Genomic DNA, 22,737 nt, shown 5'->3' on the forward strand with positions numbered 1-22,737 from the left:
ATGTCGGATATTTCCTTATTTCAGCAGGAGCGCGAAACCTTATTTGTTGAGGTTATCTTGCCGTTGTATATTGCCAAAACCTATACATACCGTATTCCTGCTGAATGGAATGCTGAAGTTGCGGTCGGAAAGCGTGCTATTGTGCAATTTGGCCGGAATAAGATTTATGCGGCTATCATCCATAAAATCAGCCACGAAGCGCCTAAAGAATATCAAGCAAAATACGTCCTAAGCATTATCGACGAGCATGCTATTGTTGACCAAAGGCAGTTGGCCTTATGGGAATGGATGTCGGATTACTATATGTGCTATTTGGGAGAAGTGATGCAGGCGGCTTTGCCAGCGGCCATGAAAATGGCTTCTGAGACCAAGATTATGGCTTCTGACAATGATGAATTGGACCGCAGCCTATTGTCCGACAAAGGATTCTTGGTTATGGAAGCTTTGGATATGGCTGGTGAATTGACCATTAATGATATTGTCAAACTTTTGGAGCAAAAGACCGTTTTCCCTTTGTTGAAATCTCTGTTTGAACAAGGCTTTATTCTCATCTCCGAAGAAATTAAAGACCGCTATAAACCTAAACGCAAATCTTATTTATTATTGGCTGAGGGATTTTCAGATGCAGAAGGAAAACGGTTACTGTTAGATTCGCTAAACCGTGCGCCTAAACAGCAGGATGCGGTATTGGCTTTCTTGCAATTGGAAAAGACGAAAGGGGAGGTTAGTCGGCAAGATGTGATGGAAGCGGCAGGGGTGAGTGCAGGTGTGTTGACCAGTCTGATAGAGAAAGAAATTTTTGTTGTTCGAGAGAAAATCGTTTCCCGATTAGGCGGGGAGGATGTGGAAGTGACTGTGGACTTCAATCTGAATACGAATCAAGAACGTGCTTTAGCGGATATACGTGGATATTTTGAAAAAAAGGATGTTGTGTTGTTGCATGGTGTGACAGCCTCTGGTAAGACCCAATTATATATTCGACTCATAGAAGAACACATACAGCAAGGTAAAAGTGTGTTATATCTTTTACCTGAAATTGCGTTGACGGCACAGATTACCGATCGTCTTAAGCTGCATTTTGGAGATAAATTAGGTGTATATCATTCTAAGTTTAACGATAATGAAAGGGCGGAGGTATGGCATAAAGTGTTGAAAGGGGAGTATAAGGTTGTCATTGGTGCTCGTTCTTCTGTCTTTCTACCTTTTCAGCAATTGGGGTTAATCATTGTTGATGAAGAACATGAAAGCTCTTATAAACAATATGATCCTGCACCTCGTTATCAAGCTCGGGATACCGCTATCTACTTAGCGCATTTACATCAAGGCAAGGTATTGTTGGGTTCGGCCACACCTTCTATAGAAAGTTACTATAATGCCAAGGCTGATAAATATGGTTTAGTAGCTTTAAGAGAGCGCTATGGTGAATCTCAATTGCCGGAGATACAGATTATCAATGTTGCGGAGGAAGGTCGCAAAGAACAGATGTTTTCGTATTTCTCGGGGGCATTGTTGCAGGGTATTACCGAGGCCATTGAACGTAAGGAGCAGGTTATTCTTTTCCAAAACAGAAGAGGGCATACACCCTTTATGCAGTGTAATACCTGTGGATGGGTTGCCAAATGTGTCAACTGTGATGTTAGCTTGACCTATCATAAATCTACGCATCATCTGCATTGTCATTATTGTGGGCATAGTGAGGCTCCAATTCAGGTATGTCCAGCTTGTGGGATGCCTCATATCGAAAACAAGGGTTTCGGAACGGAACGTATAGAGGAGGAGCTGGAGATTTTGTTGCCTGAAGCACGAATAGGGCGTTTGGATTTGGACTCTACTAAAGGCAAGTACGGCTTTGATAAAGTTATTACGGCTTTTGATGAGCATGAATTCGATATTTTGATTGGTACACAGATGGTAGCCAAAGGGTTGGATTTTGGACGTGTGAGTCTTATCGGTATCATTAATGCGGATGCTATGATTAATTTCCCTGATTTTAGGGCTTACGAACGTGCGTTCTCTTTATTTGCACAAGTAGCGGGACGCGCAGGGCGGAGAAATCAAGCAGGAAAGGTTATCATACAAACCCATAACCCTAATCATCGGGTATTGGAACAGGTGGTAAACCACGATTATGAGGGAATGTTCATGACGGAAGTTAAGGAACGTAAAAATTATCAGTACCCACCCTTTTATCGTATTATTCGAATAGATGTGCGGCATACGGACATGCAAATCTCATTGGATGCGGCTTCACGTTTGGCTGCTCTCTTACGTTCTACTTTAGGTGAACGGGTTTTAGGACCGGAGCCTCCATTGGTATCTCGAATACGGAATCAGTTCATTCAGACCATAACCTTGAAAATAGAGCGGAACAACGTCAGTATTGTGAAGGTTAAGGAACTGATTCGTCAAGCTATTACACTTTTTGAAGTCGACAAGACTTATAAAGGTGTCCGTCTTTCTATTGATGTGGATCCGTATTAGATAGTGGTAAGTAATTATATAGTTAACTAACTTTCTTACATCTCACATCTCACATCTCACATCTCACATCTCACATCTCATTCTTTATTCTGTTCTTTCCATTGTTTTGAAAAAGATTTATCAGCCAGTTTTGGAAGTTCGCCGTATTTTTGCCATGTTTTTTTGAAGAAGTTACGGAGAAAAAAATTTTTGGTTTTTCCTCCAAAAAAGTCAATCAATCGTCGGCGTAGCATGATATATGTAAATAATTTCCATGTACGTTTATCCGTTTTTGAGATTAAACTGTGCTGTACTGAGTCACGGCGGTTGAGTAATGCCAGACGGCGGTAGTCGATACCAATGGCACAGGCATCTAAACCATCTCCGGACAGCGGTGATACATATGCTGGATGCTTGAATTCCGATATGCTGTTTAGTCGGGCAGGGACAAGCGAATTGATAAGTGTATGATAGCTCGTATCGTACGCTTGATCGGGAATGTTCTGATAAGTTGGGCATGTGCTCAAACAGACTTCGCCACAAATGCAATACAGCGCTTGACGCTGATCGTTTTTTATCAGAAGGTTGCTACGGCCGTTATCCAATAGGATGACATACATCTCCTCTGGTCCATCGGTTTCATGAGGTTGACGCGGACCACTTAAAACTGTATTGTAAACTGTTAGATTCTGCCCTGTTCCATGTGAAGCTAATAATGGCCAAAACAGGTCGAGGTCGTTAATGCTCGGAATAACTTTTTCTATACCGACCAAAGCGATGTGTATTTTAGGAAAAGTTGCGCTAAGTCGTGCGTTGCCTTCGTTGTCCGTAATAGCTATACTTCCGGTATCGGCGATTATAAAATTTGCTGCTGTGATACCAATATCAGCCATTGTGTATTGCTCGCGCAACAGCTTTTGTGCTTCTATTTCTTGCTCATCTGTCAGGGATTCTGCCGATGTATCCAATGAAGTATAATCGAATATATCGACGTTTTGTGTTTTCAAAAAATGGTGCAATGCTATTTCTTCTGCTACCATGGATTTGGATTTTGCAACGCATTGAGCCTGATGGCGCTCCATAATCTTGACAATCTCTTGCCGTGCTTCTTCTGCATCGTTCGCCCAGATAACTTTACCACCCCTCTTTTGGAAATTGCTTTCAAAATCCAATAAGTAGCGATCAAGATTTTCCATGACTTTCCACTTGATGATATTGGCTTTCTTCCTGGAGTTTTCTAAGTTGAAAAACTTGCTTTTTCCACGCTCAAAAGCTGTATTGTACTTATCAATGTTGGTGTTGATAATCTCCCGATGTCTTTGGTGGAAAGACTTAGCCGCACTATCTTTTAAAAACTTTTCCGCAACGTTTTGAGCCATGAGGTAAAGCTACTCTTTTTTCAAAAAATACACAAGAGGTGTAGAGGAAGTGTAAGGGTAAGTGCATCTTGTTTTTATGTTTAAAATATATGGAGATTTCGCTTGTATATTTTTTGTCTTCCGAAGCCAGACAGAGTGTTAGATGGTAGGGAATGACAATTGTCGGAATAAATTCTCCATTTTCTCCTGCCTGTTTGTTGGATGTTTGATGGTTTTTTGTTGTTCGGTTCTTGTGCTTAGACAGTGTTTAAGCAGGTCTTAGACAGGCTTTGACTTGGGTGTTTCTTGTGTCATTCTTGGGTGTTTCTTATGTTGGGCTTGTGTCGTTATAGGGTTGACAGCGTTTTTTATGCTATTGATAAATAAACAAGGGGCAGCCTTGTGGCTGCCCCCTTCAGAAATAAAATAATTATTATCCTTTGATATTTAGCGCCAAGCTTAATTCTTCCAATTGCGCTTGGTCAACTGCTGCCGGAGCATCAATCATGACATCACGACCAGAATTGTTTTTCGGGAAGGCGATAAAGTCACGGATAGTTTCCTGACCACCTAAGATCGCTACTAAGCGGTCTAGGCCGAATGCTAAACCACCGTGTGGAGGTGCACCGTATTGAAAGGCATTCATCAAGAAACCGAACTGTTCCTGTGCTTGTTCTGGCGTAAAACCTAAATGTTTGAACATTAAGGCTTGTGTCTCTTTGTCGTGGATACGAATAGAACCACCGCCGATTTCATTGCCATTCAACACCAAGTCATAGGCGTTTGCACGTACTTTGCCCGGATCGGTATCTAAGAGGTGCATATCTTCTTTCTTTGGTGAGGTGAAAGGGTGGTGCATCGCGTGATAGCGTTCTGTGTCTTCGTCCCACTCCAATAAAGGGAAGTCTACAACCCATAACGGTGCAAACTCGTTTGGTTTGCGCAGACCTAAGCGGTTGCCCAGTTCCATACGTAATGCGCTTAGTTGTGCTCTGGTCTTGTTTGCAGGACCTGATAATATCAGAATCAAATCACCTGCTTTAGCGCCTGTAGCTTCAGCCCATTTTGCTAAGTCAGCTTGATCATAGAATTTATCCACGGAAGATTTGTAGCTGCCATCGGCTTCACATTTGACGTACACCATGCCCGATGCGCCTACTTGTGGGCGTTTTACCCAGTCAATAAGTTCATCAATCTGCTTGCGGGTGTAAGAAGCGGCTTCTGGCACGGCTATACCGACAACCAATTCCGCACTATTGAATACAGCAAATTCCTTATGTTGTGCTACGGCGTTCAATTCGCCGAATTTCATGCCGAAACGGATGTCGGGCTTGTCGTTTCCGTATGTACGCATCGCTTCGTCAAAAGTCATGCGGGGGAATTGCGCAATATCGATTTGATGGATGGTTTTCAATAGGTGACGGGTCAGTCCTTCGAAAACATTTAAAATATCTTCTTGCTCAATAAAGGACATCTCACAGTCGATCTGTGTAAACTCCGGCTGACGGTCCGCACGCAAATCTTCATCACGGAAACATTTCACAATCTGGAAATATCTGTCCAATCCGCCTACCATCAACAGCTGTTTGAATGTTTGAGGGGATTGTGGTAAAGCATAAAACTGTCCTGGATTCATGCGGGAAGGGACGACAAAATCTCGGGCGCCTTCTGGTGTTGACTTGATAAGGTAAGGTGTCTCTACCTCGCAAAAATCTAAATTGGACAAGTAATTCCGAACTTCCTGTGCTACCTTGTGGCGGAACAATAGGCTGTTCTTAACCGGATTACGGCGGATGTCGAGGTAGCGGTATTTCATACGAAGGTCTTCGCCGCCGTCTGTTTCATCTTCGATTGTGAAAGGGGGAAGGATTGCTTGGTTTAATATAGTCAGTTCTGTAACCAACACTTCCACCTCTCCTGTAGGGATGTTTTTGTTTTTGGATTCACGTTCGATGACGGTTCCTTTGATTTGGATGACGAATTCGCGTCCTAAAGATTTCGCTAATTGCATGATTGCGGCGTCTGTACGTGATTCGTCAAAAATCAATTGGGTAATACCGTAACGATCACGCAGATCTACCCATACCATAAAACCTTTATCGCGGGTCTTTTGAACCCAGCCGGCCAAGGTCACTTCCTTATTTACATCGGCGATTCTTAATTGGCCGCAGTGATGACTTCTGTACATGTACTCAAGTGAAAATTAAAAAGTAAAAATTAAAAACCAAACGATGATAACAATATGTCGGATTTTGTACAAAAATATTGGATTTTATGGAGAATAACGAAGGCTTTAGTAATAGAGTCAGGATAAACGCATCAAAAATTATTTTTAAAGGGATTTGTGTTGAGGGGAAATAGGAGGGTATCCGAAAAGTCAAACATCATCGTCATTGCGCTGTGCCTCGACTCTGGCGATGGAGGAAGTATGACGCGTTTTTCAAATGTTAATACCCTTTTCGGACAATCTCTTTATTTTAAATAAAAAAATAAGATGTGTTTGTCTTAAGATAGGAATTGAAAAATTTGATGTTTGGTATTGTATTTGTTACAATTATGGTTGAACAAGAATTAAAACGATTTCAAACTATATAATTTTATTTATGGGAACTAAACATGTGGTATTAGGTGCGGCGGCCTTGTTGATGGCGTCGGTATCTTATGGACAGATTAAAATTAATACAAAATCTGTCGGGGCGGCGACAAAGGCTGTAAAGGCGGTAACCCTTTCCAATGAGGATGTTATTGGCTATACAAAGGAATACATTGAATGGATGGACGCAAACAACCCCGTAGCTCCCGATGACCATGAATTTGCTGTACGCCTAAAGAACCTGACCAAGGATCTGCAAAATTACGATGGATTGGACTTGAACTTCAAGGTGTACTTGGTTCGGGATGTAAATGCTTTTGCTTGTGCGGATGGTAGTGTACGGGTCTGTGCCGGGCTGATGGATGCTATGAGTGATAATGAAGTGCTTGGCGTAATTGGTCATGAGATAGGTCATGTGAAGAATACGGATTCTCGTGATGCTTTTAAAACGGCATTGATGACTTCGGCTTTGAAGGATGGTGTTTCGTCGCAAGGCGGTACTGCTGCTGCTTTGTCTAGTTCTCAGTTGGGTGAACTTGGAGAACAGGTTGCTAATATGAGTTTCTCCCGTAAACAGGAAAGCACTGCAGATGAGTATGGATATAAATTTCTAAAAGATAATAATGTTAATCCTTGGTATATGTCTATGGCTTTTGAGCGCCTAGTAGAACTTTCCGGAGGGGCTTCGGATGGAGGATTGGCAAAGAAACTGTTCTCCTCACATCCAGATACGCAAAAACGGGTAGAGGAAATGGCTAAGAAAGCTGAAAAGGATGGGTTTGAAAAACCTACAGAATAAAAAGTAAAGGCTTGGAATTTCCAAGCCTTTACTTTTTATTAATTATTTTTTTTCTGTTGCGCAGCTTGTTGCTGTCTCATCATTTCTTCCATTTTCTGCTGGAAGGATGATTTCTTAGCTGCTTTAGGGTTCTTTTTGTTGTCTTCTATTTTCGCTAGAATTTTATCGTCGTCAATGAATTGACGGATAATGAACTGGGTTAAGAAGGTAAATACTGCAGAAAGGAAATAATAATAGTTCAATCCGGCAGGGAAACTGTTCAATACGAAGAAGAAAATCAACGGCATGATATAGCCGATGTATTTCATCTGGTTGTTAGCAGCCCCGGAAGTAGCATTGTTATACCATGTAGTCAATAGTGTAGTCAAGGTCATCAACACACACATCAAAGAGATGTGATCCACGCCAAAGATAGCTGGAAAAGTAATCGGATCATCGTATGTGGACAGGTCTTTTATCCATAGGAAACTTTCTCCTCGTAGTTCGAAAAGGTTCGGGAAAAAGAAGAAGAAGGCTAACGTGAATGGCATCTGCAATAGTAAAGGTAAACAGCCGCCCAATGGATTCACGCCTGCTTGTTTGTAGAGTTTCATGGTTTCCTGTTGCAGAAGCATCGGGTTATCTTCACCTACTTTTTCTTTGATTTCATCTATCTGTGGCTTTAAGACGCGCATCTTAGCCATGGATTGGTATGACTTGTAGGTCAATGGAAACAAGATTCCTTTCAGGAATAAAGTTAATATCAGGATGATAAGACCATAACCTACATGGAGTCCGTCCAGCACATCGAAGATTGGTACGGTGATATACTTGTTAATCCAACCCATAGGCCCCCAACCCATTTTGATAATCTTCTCGAAACTATCGCCATGTGCTTTCAAGATCTTGTATTGGTTCGGGCCAAAGTAGAAATCGAATGCATAGTGGTTATCTTTTTGCGAAGAGAATTCCAGGTCAGCATTTGCACGGTAATGTTTTACAATCTTATCGTTGTTGGAGAAAGTAACTTCCAATTCTGAGTTGCTAAATGGTTGTTTTGAGCTTAGCACCGAGGAGAAAAAATGCTGTTTGAAAGCGATCCAAGTTAACTTTTCGTCAATACTTTCTTTATCATCGCTTGTTTCGGACAGGTGGTCAACACTGCCACTGGCCTCTCTGTAGAAAATAGAAGAGCGTTCACGTTCGGATTTGATGTTGCGTTCTTTTTGCAATAAAGAAGTTTCCCAGTTTAAAGCAATCGTGCTGGCTTTGATATCCATCAAGTTTTGTATGCCTACAGCTTTTACACCTAAACCAAGGTTGTAATCGTTGCCTTTTAAAGAATAGGTGTATTCTAAATATTGGTTTTCACTGTAGTTCAAACGGAAGCTTATGGACTGAGCTGTTTCACCAGTTACCGAAATATTACCACCTTGTGGGGTGAAGTTTAGGTCGTTGGTGTTGATGTTTTCTCCGTTTGCTTTGAAAAGGAAACCGAATTTGTTAGCATCACCATCAAAAAGTATAAGTGGTGTGCCATCAAAATTTGTTTCTTGTTTTAGCTCTACCGATTTTACACGTCCGCCTCTTGAGCTGATTTGGGCTTTGATAAGTTCGTTTTCAATGGTGATGACTTGTTCTTCACCAAGTTTTGCTGTGCCGAAAGGCTGTGCGGTCAAAGCTGCGGTGTCAATTGTCTCCGTTTTTTTTGTGGCGGAGAGAGAGTCTGAGCTCAAAGGGGGTAATCCTTCTTTTGCTCTTTTTAAAGAGTCTTGGAGCAGCTGTTCTTGTTTTAATTCTTGTTCGGACGGTTTCATCATGTAAAATGAACCGGCAAGGATTCCAAAAATCAGCACTAATCCAATGAGGGTATTTCTATCCATTTTTTAACTGTTATTTTTTACTTGCATTTGCTTCTCCTTTTTTGTTAGCGAGCGAAGCGGCTACAAAGCTAACAAAAAGTGGGTGAGGATTTGCTACTGTTGATTTTAATTCGGGGTGAAACTGTCCTGCGACAAAAAACGGATGGTTTTTTAGCTCTACGATTTCTACTAATCCAGTTTTTGGATTGATACCGGAAGCTACCATGCCTGCTTCTTCGTATTGTTTCAAATAAGCGTTGTTAAATTCATAGCGGTGTCTGTGGCGTTCAGATATTTTGGTTTTGCCATAGATGGAATAGGCTTTTGTGCCTTTTTTGATTTCACAATCATAGGCTCCCAAGCGCATAGTTCCACCCATGTTGGTAATATTTTTCTGCTCTTCCATCAGGTTGATAACCGGATGTTTGGTGTTTTCGTCCATCTCGAAACTATTGGCTCCTTTTAATCCCAATACATTTCTTCCAAATTCAATAACGGAACATTGCATGCCCAAACAGATACCGAAGAAAGGTACTTGGTTTTCGCGTACATATTTGATTGCAGCCAGTTTACCTTCTAAACCGCGTTCGCCAAATCCTGGAGCTACGAGGACCCCGTCCAGGTCTTTAAGTTTATCCTGCACATTTTCAGCGTTTACGCTTTCAGCAGCGATATATTTTACTTTTACCTTGGTTTCGTTTACTGCGCCGGCATGGATGAATGCTTCGGTGATGGATTTATAGGCATCCGGCAATTCTACATACTTGCCAACTAATCCTATATGGACTTCGTTGGTCGGGTTTTTCAATTTGCCTAGGAAGGTTTTCCAGCTGTCCAGATCTGGCTCATTTTTGGTGGAAAGCTTAAGTTTCGCCAAAACTGTTTTGTCTAACTGCTCTTTCAACATCAATAAAGGTACATCATAGATTGTGGAGGCATCAATAGATTCCACTACGGCGTTGATGTTTACATTGCAGAATAAAGCTAGTTTTTTGCGAATATCCGAATTGAGTTTATGTTCGGTACGGCAGACTAGTACATCTGGTTGAATACCATATTCCAAGAGTGTTTTTACGGAGTGTTGAGTCGGTTTGGTTTTTAGTTCTCCGGCTGCAGCTAAGTAAGGTACTAATGTCAAATGGATAACCAAAGAGTCATTATTGCCCAGTTCCCAACGCAATTGACGTACGGCTTCGATGAACGGTAAGGATTCAATATCACCTACTGTACCGCCTAATTCCGTAATGATAATATCGTATTCGCCTGTTTGTCCCAACAATTGCATACGACGTTTGATTTCATCGGTGATATGTGGAACAACCTGCACGGTTTTACCTAAGTAAGCCCCTGCACGTTCTTGTTGGATAACATGCTGGTATATACGGCCTGTTGTTACGTTGTTGGCTTGTGAAGTCGGGACATTCAGGAAACGCTCGTAGTGCCCTAAGTCCAAATCGGTTTCGGCACCGTCCTCCGTCACATAACATTCACCATGTTCGTAAGGATTAAGGGTTCCCGGGTCGATATTGATGTAGGGGTCGAACTTCTGGATGGTGACTTTAAATCCGCGAGCCTGAAGGAGCTTGGCAAGCGATGCCGCTATAATGCCTTTTCCTAACGACGAGGTTACGCCGCCCGTAACAAAGATGTATTTACTCATAACACTAAATGGAATTTCAACTGTTTTGAACCGCTAAAAAAGGGTTCGAAATCTGCTTTATGTACGGGATACAAAGATAGGGTTTTTTCGAGATTAACCGAAATTATTTCCATTTTTGAACTTTAGTAAATGGTTTGTCACTCGAGCCGTCACGGCTTCATCCTTTTTTTGACTGCAAAAAAAGAATGCAAAAAAACTCGGCACTGATTTACCTTCGGTTCTTCCTTCGGAGGTTTGTGAAAATGTTCCTGCAAAGAGCTAATAGGTGCATAACTTCACAAAAATTAGGCGTCTTTTTCTGTTAAGGCAGTTCGTACAAATAGAGTTAGGGGTTTCATTACTTATAACTATCTTCCGTGCAGCATATAGTTGCCGTAGTTGTCGATTGTGGCGCGTAGTCCTTGGCTCTTATCATGCACTTCTACCTGATATAGGCTGTTTTCGGTGTTCGTGAGAAAAGAATAGCTCCAACGTTCGTTTGCTACTGGTAGTATATTGGTTATACTGTTTAGGTCTTCGAGGCTATTTGCATAATGAGCATTACTTTTCCTATAAAGTTGTTGTAGATAAAAGATGTTCCATGCGTTTTTTTCAATTAGATAGTGAACGGGAAATGTGCTTTCTTTTTGGTTATTCAAAAACTGTATATAACCCCATCTTTCGGGAAAATGCATATTGATAATGCCTATTGCTGACCAGACCCAATTATCTTCATGTAGAAGTTTTCCTTCTTGCTTTTTACGACTGTAGCGACCGTCTATAATGTTGTGTTGCCATTGCACGCGTGAGAAATTGATTTGCCAGTAGTCATCGACTTTTGGTGTGGCACGACGGCTATAGGTGCTCAATGAGCGAAACGGAATTGCCATTTCTACCGTCCAATATCGGTCAGTATCGTTTGGATTATTCAGTGTTCCTTCTATATGTACAGCCGTTTTTAAATCTTTTACATCCCAGTGCATCAGCGCATCACCACCTAAGCGATAGGGATTGGGCATGAGGAGATCCATAACTGTATTCAAAGGGTTGATTTCAATTTCGTAATACAGCGGACTATTGTTGAAGGGCTTTAAGAAGACTTCGAAATCGTTGTTATGATAGATGATGGTATCACGTTCGGTTAAATTGCCCCATACGTGTGGTTCTTCTAATTGCGCATATAGATAGAGATATTCGTCATCCCAGAGCATCTTGACTTTGGTGTCGTAGGTGGGGTGTGGACGATGTTTGCCTTCGATGTCTATAAAGCTGTCTGTCCATGCTGCTTGTTGCCAACTGTCTTCATCGGCTTTGCCATCGATTTGGATTGGAGTGGAAGTTCGTAGCACACCGTAGTGTTTTGGTGTAGATTGCATGTGTTGTACTTGCTCTAAAGTCGTCTGAGCGTAGATGCTGTTTACCGATGAGCATAATAACAGGGTGAGTATTGTGTATAGTGATTTCATGATTTCAGCTTCTAAAAATAAGTAAAAATATTGGAATAGACACATTGTATAGATTTTGAATTTATTTGGAATTAATATGTTAAAAACTATTTATTGACTTTTTTATTACAATGGTCAATTGGAAAAAATTATTGATAAAACCTACTTTTGTCGTATGCTAAAAACGATTAAGTTAACTATTGTAGAAATTGTGTTGTTAATTTTTACGGGAATATTGGTTACAGTAGGAGTTGTGATTGCTAATATCGATGTCGCTTGGTATGAGAATGTTTATGCGGTAGAAGATGGTTTTGTTGAAAATTGGACTGTCGTGCCATTGCTTGTAGCTGCGGTATACGCTTTTTATTTATTTGTCAAAATTGGTCGATATAAGACATGGCATTTTAAAGCCATTTTATTGTTTATTGCATTTTTTTCCATTTTTGTGGCTGGGGAAGAGATTAGCTGGGGGCAACGTTTGTTCAATATCGAAAGCTCGGAGTTTTTCAAGGAAAATAATGCGCAGGGGGAAACCAATCTGCATAATATGGTTGTTGGCGGGAAGAAAGTTAACAAGATTGTTTTCTCACAACTTATAACAGTAGCTATAGGTGCTTATCTTTTGGTATTTCCTATTCTTTATGATAAGAAAACGGGTTTTAGACGATGGGTAGATAGGTTTGGCATTCCAATAGCTCAAAGATACCAGATCGTAGCGTGTTTATTGCTGTTTTTGTCCATTCTGTTGATTCCTACTGGTAAAAATGCCGAGGTATTGGAGGCTGGTATTACTACGTTGTTTTTGTTGATATTCTTATTCCCAAGAAATTGGTATGTTTATCGGTGTATTGTGAGTGAAGGGGAATAGATATATCTCCGATTTTTATATCCTGTGTATCGGAAATCTGTATTGACATGCTTTATTTATTGTGATAAATCACGGATACACTGCTCTCTTATTTCCCAAAGATCGTTAAGTGAATAATTTATATCCGTGTTTTTGTTAAGCCAATCTACTAAAAAAGTTTTGTGAATTTGAATTTTACCTTGATTGATCTCGCTCGCTTGGATTTCTGTTTCAAAAAGTAAATCATTCAAAAAATTATTAGGGGAAGAATTTCTTCTGGTGAAGTCGAAGTAATTGTCCTTGTGTTTTAAGTAGGTGTGTGCTTCGGGAATGTATTCTAAATGATTTTTTGAAAGAGTACTCGCAGTAATTGGTGTATTGATTGCATTCATTTTGAAAATGCCAAGCATGAGTTTGATATCATTCATCTCATGTTCAATAGCCAATTGATTTAAAATAGCGTGTTTTGTACTGCATGTTCCTCTGTTGTCTGTGAGTACGGTCGTTAGGTCATCTTTGTTTGAATTCCGTCCATAAACCAAGTTCTGGATATAACTGGTGGCTTGATGAAAGGATAAAATGCTTCTTTTCAGAAACTCCTCTGAAATATTTCCTTTTGCTTCGATTGTAAAATTGGGTAGTACCTTCATTCGCTATATGGGTGATTATTTGATTTTTTTCTTTACGGCTCGCATAAATTTCTTCACGACTGCATTTGCGGCATTGAATCCATTTGTGCCGTTGGGACTTGCTTTGTACTGTGCTGATTCCCACAGGGATTTTCCTTCTTTGTTTGTGATCTGGACAACCATCGTATAGGATGTGCCTCCCCACGAGGTGAGTGTTACGCCAGTAGATGTTTTAATGTCGGCTTTTAAAATAAAGTCAGCACTCTCTTTGGTTGATTTTATCTCCCAATGAGCCCATTCTTTTAAATCGTCAATAAGCTTGTTTGTGGCTTGGATAGATTCGTCGTTTTTCGATTCATTTGCTACATAAACTTTGCTCCCTTTTTGAGGTAGTGCTGTTTCTTGGGATATCCCGATGTAAGGAAGGGAGAGTAGGAGGATTGCTATAATAAGTATGTTTGCTTTCATGATATTGACAGATAATGTATTGTATATTCTAAACAAACCTGGCGATAGATTGTTTTCGGCGTTGTGGCTACATGAGGTTAAGAAAGTTTAGTTTTTTCATAAAAGCGTATATGGAAAAACAATAGATGTTCGTCGAAGACGAACGCTATGTGTCGCTATATTTTCTTTATTTAGTTATGTTTTTATTGTACCTATGTGGTTTTATTTCTTGTCATATACTAAGCGCTAAATAACCTTAAGGCAAAAGGTGTAAAAAAAGGACAGATTTAGGGGAGCCTCAGAAATGCTCCTGTCCTTTTTTTACACCTTTACATATCTGAATTTTAAGAAAAAAGAACTAAAAAAGCCCGTTTAAATTATTTAAAACAGCTTTTTTAGCTAAATGTTTTCGCATTCTGCAAAAGCAGGCGAGGTACCTCTTCTGACAAAACAGCTATCTCTTCTAACAAAACAGATACCTCTTCTGATAAAATAGCTACCTCTTCTGATAAAACAGCTACCTCGTTTATCATAAGAGCTAGCTTCCCGAACAGACAAGCTGTCTCTTATGTGTCGGAAGCTAGCTCCGCAATTGGAAAAGCAATCTTTCCTGACTAAAGTGCTATCTCAACAGAAATTTAAGATAGCTCTCAGAAGGGCGAAGATAGCTAGATAGACAGAAGAGACAGCTCGTAGCTTTCAAGAGCTATCTCTTATAAGGAAGTAGCTAGCTCGGACAACAAAACAGCTGTCTTTCAAGACAGGGAAGATAGCTCCGTAGACAGCAGAGATAGCTCTTATTTCAAAACAGCTATCTCTGCTGACAAAGAAGCTATCTCTGCTGACAAAGAAGCTATCTCAAAAGGCCTGTATTATTCCCTAATCCTACCAGCTTTCCGTCATGTCATGCAGAAATTAAAGTATGGGAGTTCATCAAGGCATTATATAATTCATTTGGCTTGTTTGCTGAACTCCATTCATTCGCTGTGTATAATTCGATTATATCTTCAATTTTTATATCTCGCCTCTCGGATATTTGTATCGTCATGTTGTATACTCCTTATTTTTACCTCTCAACATTTTTTACTTCTCGCTCTTCTTCGGCTTTGCACCGTGAAAAAATTGTTCGGTGGTGCGACCAACTCAAATTAGTTCAATTTCTTTAGACGTTCTTTTGCTGCAGGGATGACGTCATCATCTTCCTCATAATTCTCAATCACACTTTTCAACGTGCTCTTCGCCTGGAAGTTATCACCTTTGCGTGCATAAGTGTCCGCAAGCAGAATGAAGCTCTTGGCCACCCAATAGTCATGTGACCCCATGTTGTTGATCACATCAAAGGCTGTCTCTTGGGCTTTATTGTATTCTTTGTTTTCATACTGCAGTTGCCCTATGCGGTACCGTGCTTCTGCGCCGACTGCCGTTTGGCTCTTCTGCGCCGCCAGATTCAGTTCTTTCGTGGCAGAAGACACATTTCCTTCCTGCAGCATGGCCCGCGCACTGTACAAGTGTGCTTTGGCAATATCGTCTTCGGATGATCTGTCGTAATTCTTTATCAAATTCGCATACTTGGTCACTTGCTCAAAGTCACCGATTTGAAAATAACAGATCATCAGGTTCGTTACCGCATAATTATAGTTTTCTTTAAATTCTGATGTAAGTTCTAGTTTTTTGAGATGGACGATGGCCTCGTTGTATTTCTTCAATTCGAGGTATAACGCAGCTACCGTCATTAACGTGCTTTCAGTATACTTGCTCGTCCAGTCGTTCAGGATAATGTTCAAGTCATGTAGCGCTTCTTCTGGATGTCCGGTTCGATACAAACTCAACCCACGGATATAACGGGCATGTTTTTCCTTTATGGGTTTCGGAAATTTATCAAAATATGCATTGATTGCTTCAACGGCCGCTTCAAATGCGCCCTTATTAAACAAGGAGTTGGCGACTTCAAAAGTGAAATTATCCTGCTGTGCGGCAGTGAGGTTACTGATGTTGGTGTTGGTCGCATAATGAATATAACCGGAAGCATCACCTTGATCCAAGTAAATGTTTTCAATGGAACGCAGTGCTTGCGTAGCCTCATCGGTTGTGGAATATTCCTCTACCACCCGCTGGAAGGTAGCCTTTGCCACTTCGGTCTCACCTTTATTGTATTGGACAAGCCCGATGGTTATCAATGCCCTGGGAACATAGCTACTGCGAGGGTATTGTTCGACCATCTTCTGCAGCCCTTCGATAGCGGTGTCGTAATCTCCTGAAGTAAAATACGTGTACGGAACCTCAAAGGCTACATCATCCGCATAGTTTGAGCCCGGGAATTTCTCCAAAACAGACCACAGCGTATTGATCTTGGTCTGATTGTCGCCTTGCAATCCGTAGATAATTCCCCGCTGAAACAGGGCGTAGTCCTGATTAGGAGCTTTACTATCGATCAGCTGATTATAGTATCGGTTTGCCCGCCCATAATCGCGTACGGACAAATACGAATCTCCCAGACGTGCGACCACGTCATAACGTATATTTTCGTCTATCGAATGTGCATCGGTGGTCAAAAAACGCTCGAAGTAATCAGCTGCCATGGCAAAAGTGTTGTTGCGAAACGCCGCATAAGCCAGACCATAGTTTGCATAATTATAAACGTCGGTGTTTCGTGCGGCGGGCAATCGAAGGAACCGGGAGAAGTTTTCCACCGCCTCTTTGTACTTGCGTACTTCATACATCGCCTCCGCTTTCCAATATGTAGCCAACGCCGCCATTTTCACATCGATCGGGAATTTTTCCGATCGCATGAACATAGAAATACTATTTTCAAAGGCACGCTCATTATAGAACTCCAAAGCACGGTAATATGTTGCTTTTTGATATGTTACATCATCTTCGTGGGTTCTTTTGTTTAACGATTCCAGCAGACTTACTCCCGCATGAAAATTACTCGTGCCCAACAAAACATCTACGGATAATGTTTCCACGCTCTCGGGTTTATTGCCATCACGATCACTATTCGCATATTTCTTCGCGATATAGTCTTGGAGTACTTCCAGGGCAACTTGAGCGGAGTCTAGCTCATGTAAGGCTTTGGCATAGTTATACAATGCAATCATTTTCAATTCTGGATCGAGATCCATTTTCGACGCTTTGAGAAAAGCGTTTCGAGCACGTTGCTTATCGCTGGTCTCTATAGCAATAATGCCCAAAGTAATTATAGCGCCCTGATAAAAGGCATCCGATGTTTCCAAACTCTCCAAAATAGAAGTCGCTCTTGGGTACTCCCTTGCATGGTAGGCCAAATAACTAATTCTGTAATTATCGATATTGTCGCGCGAAGCGTTGGGATTCCGTTTAAGAATTTCATCATTGTAGGCTTGTTTGAAACCATTTAATGAAAAATATGTAGCAGCGGCGATTTGTTGCAGCTCATTCTCAATCGCTTCCCTGTTGATACGCATATCCGGGCTGCGGCGGACCTTTACGGCATCGGCCAGCATCGGCCGGTAATCACGTACGACATCAATGGAGTCCATAAGCGTAGGTTGCCTTTCTTCCCGTTGCTCACTGGTTTGTTGGTTTTTTTCTTGATTTTTCTCCTCTTCCTGCGCATACCCTATAAGCAGCAAAGCTGAAAAGACTCCGGTAAAAAGGTATTTCAGGTAGTTATAGCTGATGCTTTCTTTCAATATCATTGTTCGTCTGTATTTCTGAGTTTTTCCAAATGTTCCCTCACCGAGGGAATGATATTGTAATTTTCCCCCTAGCTATAGCACAACTTGTTTATGTGTGTTTTCAAAAATCGCACCAATATCTGCTCGCTATCAAGATTCAACCATTTTTTCTGGTATGCACGACAGACTACTGTTGCCGGCTTCATTTGATGAAGTTCCATAGATACGAAAAATTATATTTGCAAAAAATAAATTATATGTGACATGCCAAGTAAAATTCTAAAGCATCGCATGAAAAACAAGAAAAGCCCGACATTCGTCGAGCTTTTTCGTCGGGGTGGCAGGACGACCTCGCCACTCATCAAATATCTATATGTCAATAAACTAACTTCTACACTAAAGAACTACTCACCGTTTTACTCACATATATCTTGTGAGTAAATGAACAATTTATATTTAATAGAAAACAAGTTGAGTTGTCAGACAAAAATTTGTCTAACTCGTCAAGAAGCTCGTTTTGTCCTGATGTTAATGTGTATTTTGAAAAAGTTTCTTTTAATGTCATTGTTCGGACTGTTGAATTTTAGCACAGTCGTTCAATAGGGTGACAGCTAGCGGTTTACGTATAAACGCAGTAGCGGAGTAGGGAAGCGGAAATGTTCAGCTTGGCACAAACATAAGCTACTTGCAAATTTATTTGCTAAATTTACGAAAAGGAAATGAATTTGCAAGTAGCGACAAAGGAAGCACAAACCTTTATTTTGACACTTATCCCGCTATTGCGTTTATACGATGTTAGCTACAGTTTTTTATTCAAAAATATCTTCTTTGTCAAGATTGTTTATAGAGTTTTTTCTTGCCCAAAGAAAGAAAGCAAAATGAATGAGAAGAAATATTCCCCAATAAATTGCAACCATAATTGATACGTTTAAATTTTCATTTTTTGAACCAAACCCAAGTCCAATCCATAATAGAGATATTCCATTGTGAATTAAATAGGTTGTTAGATGAAATCTAAATCCAACATCGTATATTGGTAAATATTCTCCATCTTTTCGTCCAAAATACCAACCTGAAGCAAACATAAGTAATCCGTAAATTGTTGCTGAAATTGTAATTATAATTCCAGATTGGTTTTCTATTCCATAGCTCAAAAAATATCTAAAAACTATGGTTAATATAGTTGCTGTCAATGCAAATCTTAATAAATATGGTGTAATCGTTTTCATTGTCCGTTTAAATTTAAAATGTTTTTGATTTCGTTTGAGTAGAATAGTTTGATATTTCTATTGACAAATTGATTGAAAAGTTCTTGACCAAGATTTGTCAAATAATAATATTTTCTATCTGGACCTTTATTCCCTTCTTTCAAGTCGTAAGTCAGAACATCAATATGTTCGTATTTTCTTAGTGCTCTGTATAAACTTTGTTCTTCGCAACTAATTGTTCCGTCCGATTTCTTTTCGATGAAGCTTTTAATTTCATCAACGTATTTTTTGCTTTCTTGAAGTGCCATAAAAATCCAGAGTGTTAGTTGACCTTTTTTATATGTGTTTTCCCAAGAAAGCAATAATTCATTTAGTTTTTTGTCATTTTTCATTATTACTTTATTTGTATTAAACAATTTGTATAATACAAATGTAATAATATTTTTTTGTCTGACAAATAAATTTTAAAGTTTTCGGAATTTAAGGTTGTAGTTTGGTCAAAATTGTAGCTAACGGGAAACGCATTGGCGAAGTGGCGGATAAATTGGACGGAAAGTTCAATTTAGAGGGAACGTAGCCGATGTGTTTTCACAGAAGCTAACTTACCAAAATAAGCTGAATGTTAAACACATTCGGCGGCAAAAAATGCAGAAACTTTCAACTTAGCCGTTTCCCCGCCATTTTGCCAATGCGATGTTGTGTGCAGTTTTTATCGCTCCGTATTCTTCCAGTGCATTTTAAACTCTTTTTCTCCAGTAGGTTTATCAATTGTTTCCGCTACAACCTTAAATCCTTTTGCTTTATAAAAATTTACACTTTTTTGGTTTTTATGATAAACATTTAAAGTTAGTTCAGTACGTAAATCTTTAGCGTAATTCAAAAGCAAGCTTCCAGTTCCTTTGCCTTGCTGTTCTTTATCCACAAAAATGGAGACAATGTGATTCTCAATGAGAGCCACAAAGCCTAGAATGTAACCTTCTTTTTCGGCAAGGTAAACTTCCGAATTTGGCAGATATTGCTCTTCCATTAATGATTTATTATCAGTCCAATACTTTTCAGGGATAAAATCGTGTGCAATAATTGACGTTTTGAGCCAAATTTCCGCCAGCTTTTTTATATCCTTGTGTGTTGCTTTTCTTATCATAGTTATCTTTTCAAAACGAAAATATTACTTTCCTTTCTTTTAAAATTGAGGCTTTCGTACAGATGAATTGCCGCATTTCTATGATCTTCGGTAAATAACAGCACTTCGGTAAGATACTCTTCATCGGCAATTGCCAGAAGTTTTTCAATCAATTTCCGTCCGATGCCCATTCCACGATAATTTTCACTAACTACCACATCTTCTATCCAGCCTTTTTTCCCTGAAATCACACTGTAATTTGCCATTGAGGCAATGCCCACAACTTTATCTGCTATAAAGCAAGCTATTAGCACTATCTGATTGTTTTGATGTAAAATTTCATCGAAATTCAGTGGTCTTTTATTCGGGCTGAGCTGTTTGAAAAGGGCATAGATTTGATTCTGAATGATTGGATTTTTGCCTGTTTCCTTATCTAAAATTTTTATTTCCATTACTTCGATTCGTTTAAATGTATAACGGCATTTTGCTGATAATCTTCTGTCAGATTTAATGTTTTCCCCAATTTTTGAGAAGCGTTTACAAAAGCGATAAATGTACATAATTCCGAAATTTCCTTGTCGGAAAAATATTCGCGGAGCATCATAAAATGGGCTTCGGATATAGAATGATGGTCTTTGCAAAACAATTCTGCGAAAGCTACTGCTATTGAAGTTTTCATTTGCGATGCGTCAAAATCGGGCTTTCCTCCCTTTACCATACAGTATTCACAACCGTTTTCAAAAGCCATTGCCCTACGAATTTGTTCCAGCAGATTATTGTCCAGCGATGTGTCGTTCCATACAGTTTCTTCCAGTGCATTCCACTTTTTAAGGATTTCAGGATTATGCCCAATCAGTTTTTCAAATGCGGTATTCCCGTTTTCGGAGAATTTAATTCTTGTCATTACTTTAAATTTTATGATTTCAAAATTCGAAATTTTTGTCTCTCTTTAAGAATTGATTTAAAGGTTATTTTTACTAATTTCGGTGGATTTAATTTTATAAATACATTTATACGATGAAAATAAATTTAGACGAATATGATTATAAGATCCTTCAAATTCTAACCGAAAATGCACGGCTGAGTTATGCTGAAATTGGAAGAAAAATTTCTCTCTCACAATCTGCCACAAAAGAAAGGGTTCTAAATTTAGTGGATAATGGCGTGATAAAAGGGTTTGATGCGGCAATAGATCACACAAAATTGGGGTATAAACTGAAAGTGATTATCAGTATGAAATTTAAAAATGATGAGTTCAAGCAGTTTATCGCCAATCTGCATCAATTCCACGAAATTCTTTCCTGCAAAAGAATAACAGGCGAATATTGCCTAATGATGGAATGCGTATTGAAAGATAGTTCACATCTTGAAAATCTCATCGACCGTCTAATTCCGTATGGAACCCCAACGACTTCAGTAGAGCTTTCAGAAATTCAGACAAACAGAGGTTTTTTTAAGAGGTTTTTTAATTAAAAACTCATAAATGAAGTATCACTTAATCTTTTGATGATACGTTTTCCAGTATGCGTTTGATGTAAAAAAGAAACACCACCACTTACGCCATACAAATCAATGAAATTGAGTATTTCGGCATTCAAACCCAGCCACATTACATTAAAAATGCTTAATGTATCACCGTGTGAAACGATGATGATATTTTCTTCATCATTATTCGAAATTTCCAGATAAAACGGATATAAACGTTGCCAAACTTCATATCTCGATTCTGCATCGTCAAAGCATTTATCGTAAATAGTAAGTTCTTCTTTTTCGATATTTTCTTTGAGCCATTGCACCGATTTTCCGATAGCTTTTCCAAGACTTCTTTCTTTCAAAGCATCTGTAAATTTTGGAGTTGTGTTTAGTATATTTCCAATGATTTCTGACGTTTGTTTTGTTCTTTTAAGTGTTGATGAATAGATGAAAAATTCCTTGCCCTGAATTTCGGGTATTAAATTTTGGGCAATCTTTTCTGCTTCGTGAATTCCTTTATCTGATAGTTCCCAATCTGTCCACGAACCAATCATTCCGTTGGTATGATGAACAGATTCGGGGTGTTGAATTGTAATTATATTTTTATTTAAAGTCATTAATTTCAGGATGATACATTTTGTAAAATTGCACACAACGGATCAGGCGCTTGGCGCACGTGCTGGAGCATTGCTCCAAGCGCGTGTTAGAGGACAGTCCCGAAGGGCTGTATTCCGGCAAGTGCCTGATCCGCTGAGAGGGAAGCCCGGAGGGATTTCCTCTCAACATCTGTTTTAACGAAACGAATATACGGAAAACTTCGCTTAACCAACCCTATACGTGTTTCGTTATTTGACTTTTCTTTCTACATAAGATATTGATATATTTGTCTTTAAAAAATAAAACCGCACAAATAGCGAAACAAAATATTATAAAATACTATTTCCCTGATATGAATAGCGAAATCATACTTGAATCCTTCGAAAAGAGATTGCTGATGCAGAGATATGCTGGCAATACCATTAGATCGTACAAGGATTACGCTAGTATATTTCTTAAACATGTTAGCAAATATCCCTCCCTTGAAGAAATTCCACTGTCAGATATTGAGGCGTTTATAAACGAAAAAGTTCAAAATGGGAAAATTAGTGTTTCCTATCAAAAAGGATTAGTGGGCGCAATCAAGAAGATGTACGAACTGATATTGGACAAAAAAATC

The 22,737-nt window shown here is 39.5% G+C and carries 21 protein-coding genes; 6 read left to right on the top strand and 15 right to left on the bottom strand.

The genetic code is table 11. The features are described 5' to 3' along the window. Positions 1-2,481 carry a replication restart helicase PriA gene (gene priA / locus BM375_RS15635; protein WP_093367432.1) on the top strand — a complete coding sequence of 827 codons (2,481 nt, stop codon included), beginning with the start codon at positions 1-3 and terminating at the stop codon, positions 2,479-2,481. A gap of 77 nt (positions 2,482-2,558) precedes the next feature. On the opposite strand, the gene BM375_RS15640 is transcribed toward priA, so the two are convergent. Both BM375_RS15640 and aspS read right to left on the bottom strand, forming a co-directional pair. After that, positions 2,559-3,839, bottom strand: coding sequence for an LUD domain-containing protein (locus BM375_RS15640; RefSeq protein ID WP_093367433.1), 1,281 nt, complete (start codon positions 3,837-3,839; stop codon positions 2,559-2,561). A 412-nt stretch (positions 3,840-4,251) separates the two neighbouring features. Next, the gene (gene aspS / locus BM375_RS15645; protein WP_093367435.1) at positions 4,252-6,006 is read right to left on the bottom strand and encodes an aspartate--tRNA ligase; all 1,755 of its coding nucleotides are present in this window, start codon (positions 6,004-6,006) and stop codon (positions 4,252-4,254) included. A gap of 415 nt (positions 6,007-6,421) precedes the next feature. Between aspS and BM375_RS15650 the strand changes: the two genes are divergently transcribed. Further along, positions 6,422-7,210, top strand: coding sequence for a M48 family metallopeptidase (locus tag BM375_RS15650; protein ID WP_093367436.1), 789 nt, complete (start codon positions 6,422-6,424; stop codon positions 7,208-7,210). A 38-nt stretch (positions 7,211-7,248) separates the two neighbouring features. Here BM375_RS15650 and yidC read toward each other — a convergent pair whose 3' ends face one another. The 3 genes from yidC to BM375_RS15665 form a co-directional block, all read right to left on the bottom strand. Then, the gene (yidC, locus tag BM375_RS15655; protein ID WP_093367438.1) at positions 7,249-9,072 is read right to left on the bottom strand and encodes a membrane protein insertase YidC; all 1,824 of its coding nucleotides are present in this window, start codon (positions 9,070-9,072) and stop codon (positions 7,249-7,251) included. Positions 9,073-9,082: 10 nt separating this feature from the next. Further along, positions 9,083-10,711: a CTP synthase gene (locus BM375_RS15660; protein WP_093367439.1), complete on the bottom strand. Its 1,629-nt coding sequence runs from the start codon at positions 10,709-10,711 to the stop codon at positions 9,083-9,085. Positions 10,712-11,058: 347 nt separating this feature from the next. After that, complete coding sequence (locus tag BM375_RS15665) at positions 11,059-12,156, bottom strand: carbohydrate-binding family 9-like protein (protein ID WP_093367441.1); 1,098 nt, start codon at positions 12,154-12,156, stop codon at positions 11,059-11,061. A 154-nt stretch (positions 12,157-12,310) separates the two neighbouring features. Here BM375_RS15665 and BM375_RS15670 point away from each other — a divergent pair, with 154 nt between their 5' ends. Then, complete coding sequence (locus BM375_RS15670; protein WP_093367442.1) at positions 12,311-13,003, top strand: hypothetical protein; 693 nt, start codon at positions 12,311-12,313, stop codon at positions 13,001-13,003. A 56-nt stretch (positions 13,004-13,059) separates the two neighbouring features. Here BM375_RS15670 and BM375_RS15675 read toward each other — a convergent pair whose 3' ends face one another. The 9 genes from BM375_RS15675 to BM375_RS15715 all read right to left on the bottom strand — a co-directional run bounded on the left by BM375_RS15675 (position 13,060) and on the right by BM375_RS15715 (position 20,952). Then, the gene (locus tag BM375_RS15675) at positions 13,060-13,632 is read right to left on the bottom strand and encodes a hypothetical protein (protein ID WP_093367444.1); all 573 of its coding nucleotides are present in this window, start codon (positions 13,630-13,632) and stop codon (positions 13,060-13,062) included. A 15-nt stretch (positions 13,633-13,647) separates the two neighbouring features. Then, positions 13,648-14,079: a hypothetical protein gene (locus BM375_RS15680; protein ID WP_093367445.1), complete on the bottom strand. Its 432-nt coding sequence runs from the start codon at positions 14,077-14,079 to the stop codon at positions 13,648-13,650. Between the two features lie 374 nt (positions 14,080-14,453). Then, positions 14,454-14,591: a hypothetical protein gene (locus BM375_RS17250; protein ID WP_170852689.1), complete on the bottom strand. Its 138-nt coding sequence runs from the start codon at positions 14,589-14,591 to the stop codon at positions 14,454-14,456. A gap of 615 nt (positions 14,592-15,206) precedes the next feature. Beyond that, positions 15,207-17,738, bottom strand: a complete 2,532-nt coding sequence (locus tag BM375_RS15690) for a tetratricopeptide repeat protein (protein WP_093367447.1) — start codon at positions 17,736-17,738, stop codon at positions 15,207-15,209. Positions 17,739-18,526: 788 nt separating this feature from the next. Continuing rightward, a complete protein-coding gene (locus BM375_RS15695; protein ID WP_032132353.1) occupies positions 18,527-18,946 on the bottom strand; it encodes a hypothetical protein in 420 nt (139 codons plus the stop codon). Further along, positions 18,943-19,317, bottom strand: coding sequence for a PadR family transcriptional regulator (locus BM375_RS15700; protein ID WP_032132352.1), 375 nt, complete (start codon positions 19,315-19,317; stop codon positions 18,943-18,945). Before BM375_RS15700 ends, BM375_RS15695 begins: the two co-directional genes overlap by 4 nt. A 317-nt stretch (positions 19,318-19,634) precedes the next feature. Then, positions 19,635-20,069, bottom strand: a complete 435-nt coding sequence (locus BM375_RS15705; RefSeq protein ID WP_093367448.1) for an N-acetyltransferase — start codon at positions 20,067-20,069, stop codon at positions 19,635-19,637. A gap of 2 nt (positions 20,070-20,071) precedes the next feature. Then, positions 20,072-20,500: a GNAT family N-acetyltransferase gene (locus tag BM375_RS15710; RefSeq protein ID WP_093367450.1), complete on the bottom strand. Its 429-nt coding sequence runs from the start codon at positions 20,498-20,500 to the stop codon at positions 20,072-20,074. Beyond that, positions 20,500-20,952, bottom strand: coding sequence for a carboxymuconolactone decarboxylase family protein (locus tag BM375_RS15715; RefSeq protein WP_093367451.1), 453 nt, complete (start codon positions 20,950-20,952; stop codon positions 20,500-20,502). Before BM375_RS15715 ends, BM375_RS15710 begins: the two co-directional genes overlap by 1 nt. Before the next feature lie 113 nt (positions 20,953-21,065). Here BM375_RS15715 and BM375_RS15720 point away from each other — a divergent pair, with 113 nt between their 5' ends. Continuing rightward, positions 21,066-21,521 carry an Lrp/AsnC family transcriptional regulator gene (locus BM375_RS15720; protein ID WP_093367453.1) on the top strand — a complete coding sequence of 152 codons (456 nt, stop codon included), beginning with the start codon at positions 21,066-21,068 and terminating at the stop codon, positions 21,519-21,521. On the opposite strand, the gene BM375_RS15725 is transcribed toward BM375_RS15720, so the two are convergent. Next, positions 21,518-22,138 carry a histidine phosphatase family protein gene (locus tag BM375_RS15725; RefSeq protein ID WP_093367454.1) on the bottom strand — a complete coding sequence of 207 codons (621 nt, stop codon included), beginning with the start codon at positions 22,136-22,138 and terminating at the stop codon, positions 21,518-21,520. The two genes, BM375_RS15720 and BM375_RS15725, sit on opposite strands and share 4 nt — an antisense overlap. 10 nt (positions 22,139-22,148) lie before the next feature. On the opposite strand from BM375_RS15725, the gene BM375_RS17255 reads away from it, so the two are divergent. Continuing rightward, positions 22,149-22,316, top strand: a complete 168-nt coding sequence (locus tag BM375_RS17255) for a hypothetical protein (RefSeq protein WP_170852690.1) — start codon at positions 22,149-22,151, stop codon at positions 22,314-22,316. Positions 22,317-22,470: 154 nt separating this feature from the next. Further along, positions 22,471-22,737, top strand: a 267-nt coding sequence (locus tag BM375_RS15730; RefSeq protein ID WP_170852691.1) for a phage integrase N-terminal SAM-like domain-containing protein, incomplete at its 3' end; no start/stop codon positions are given.

This window comes from Sphingobacterium wenxiniae, assembly GCF_900116225.1.
Classification (GTDB): Bacteria; Bacteroidota; Bacteroidia; order Sphingobacteriales; family Sphingobacteriaceae; genus Sphingobacterium; species Sphingobacterium wenxiniae.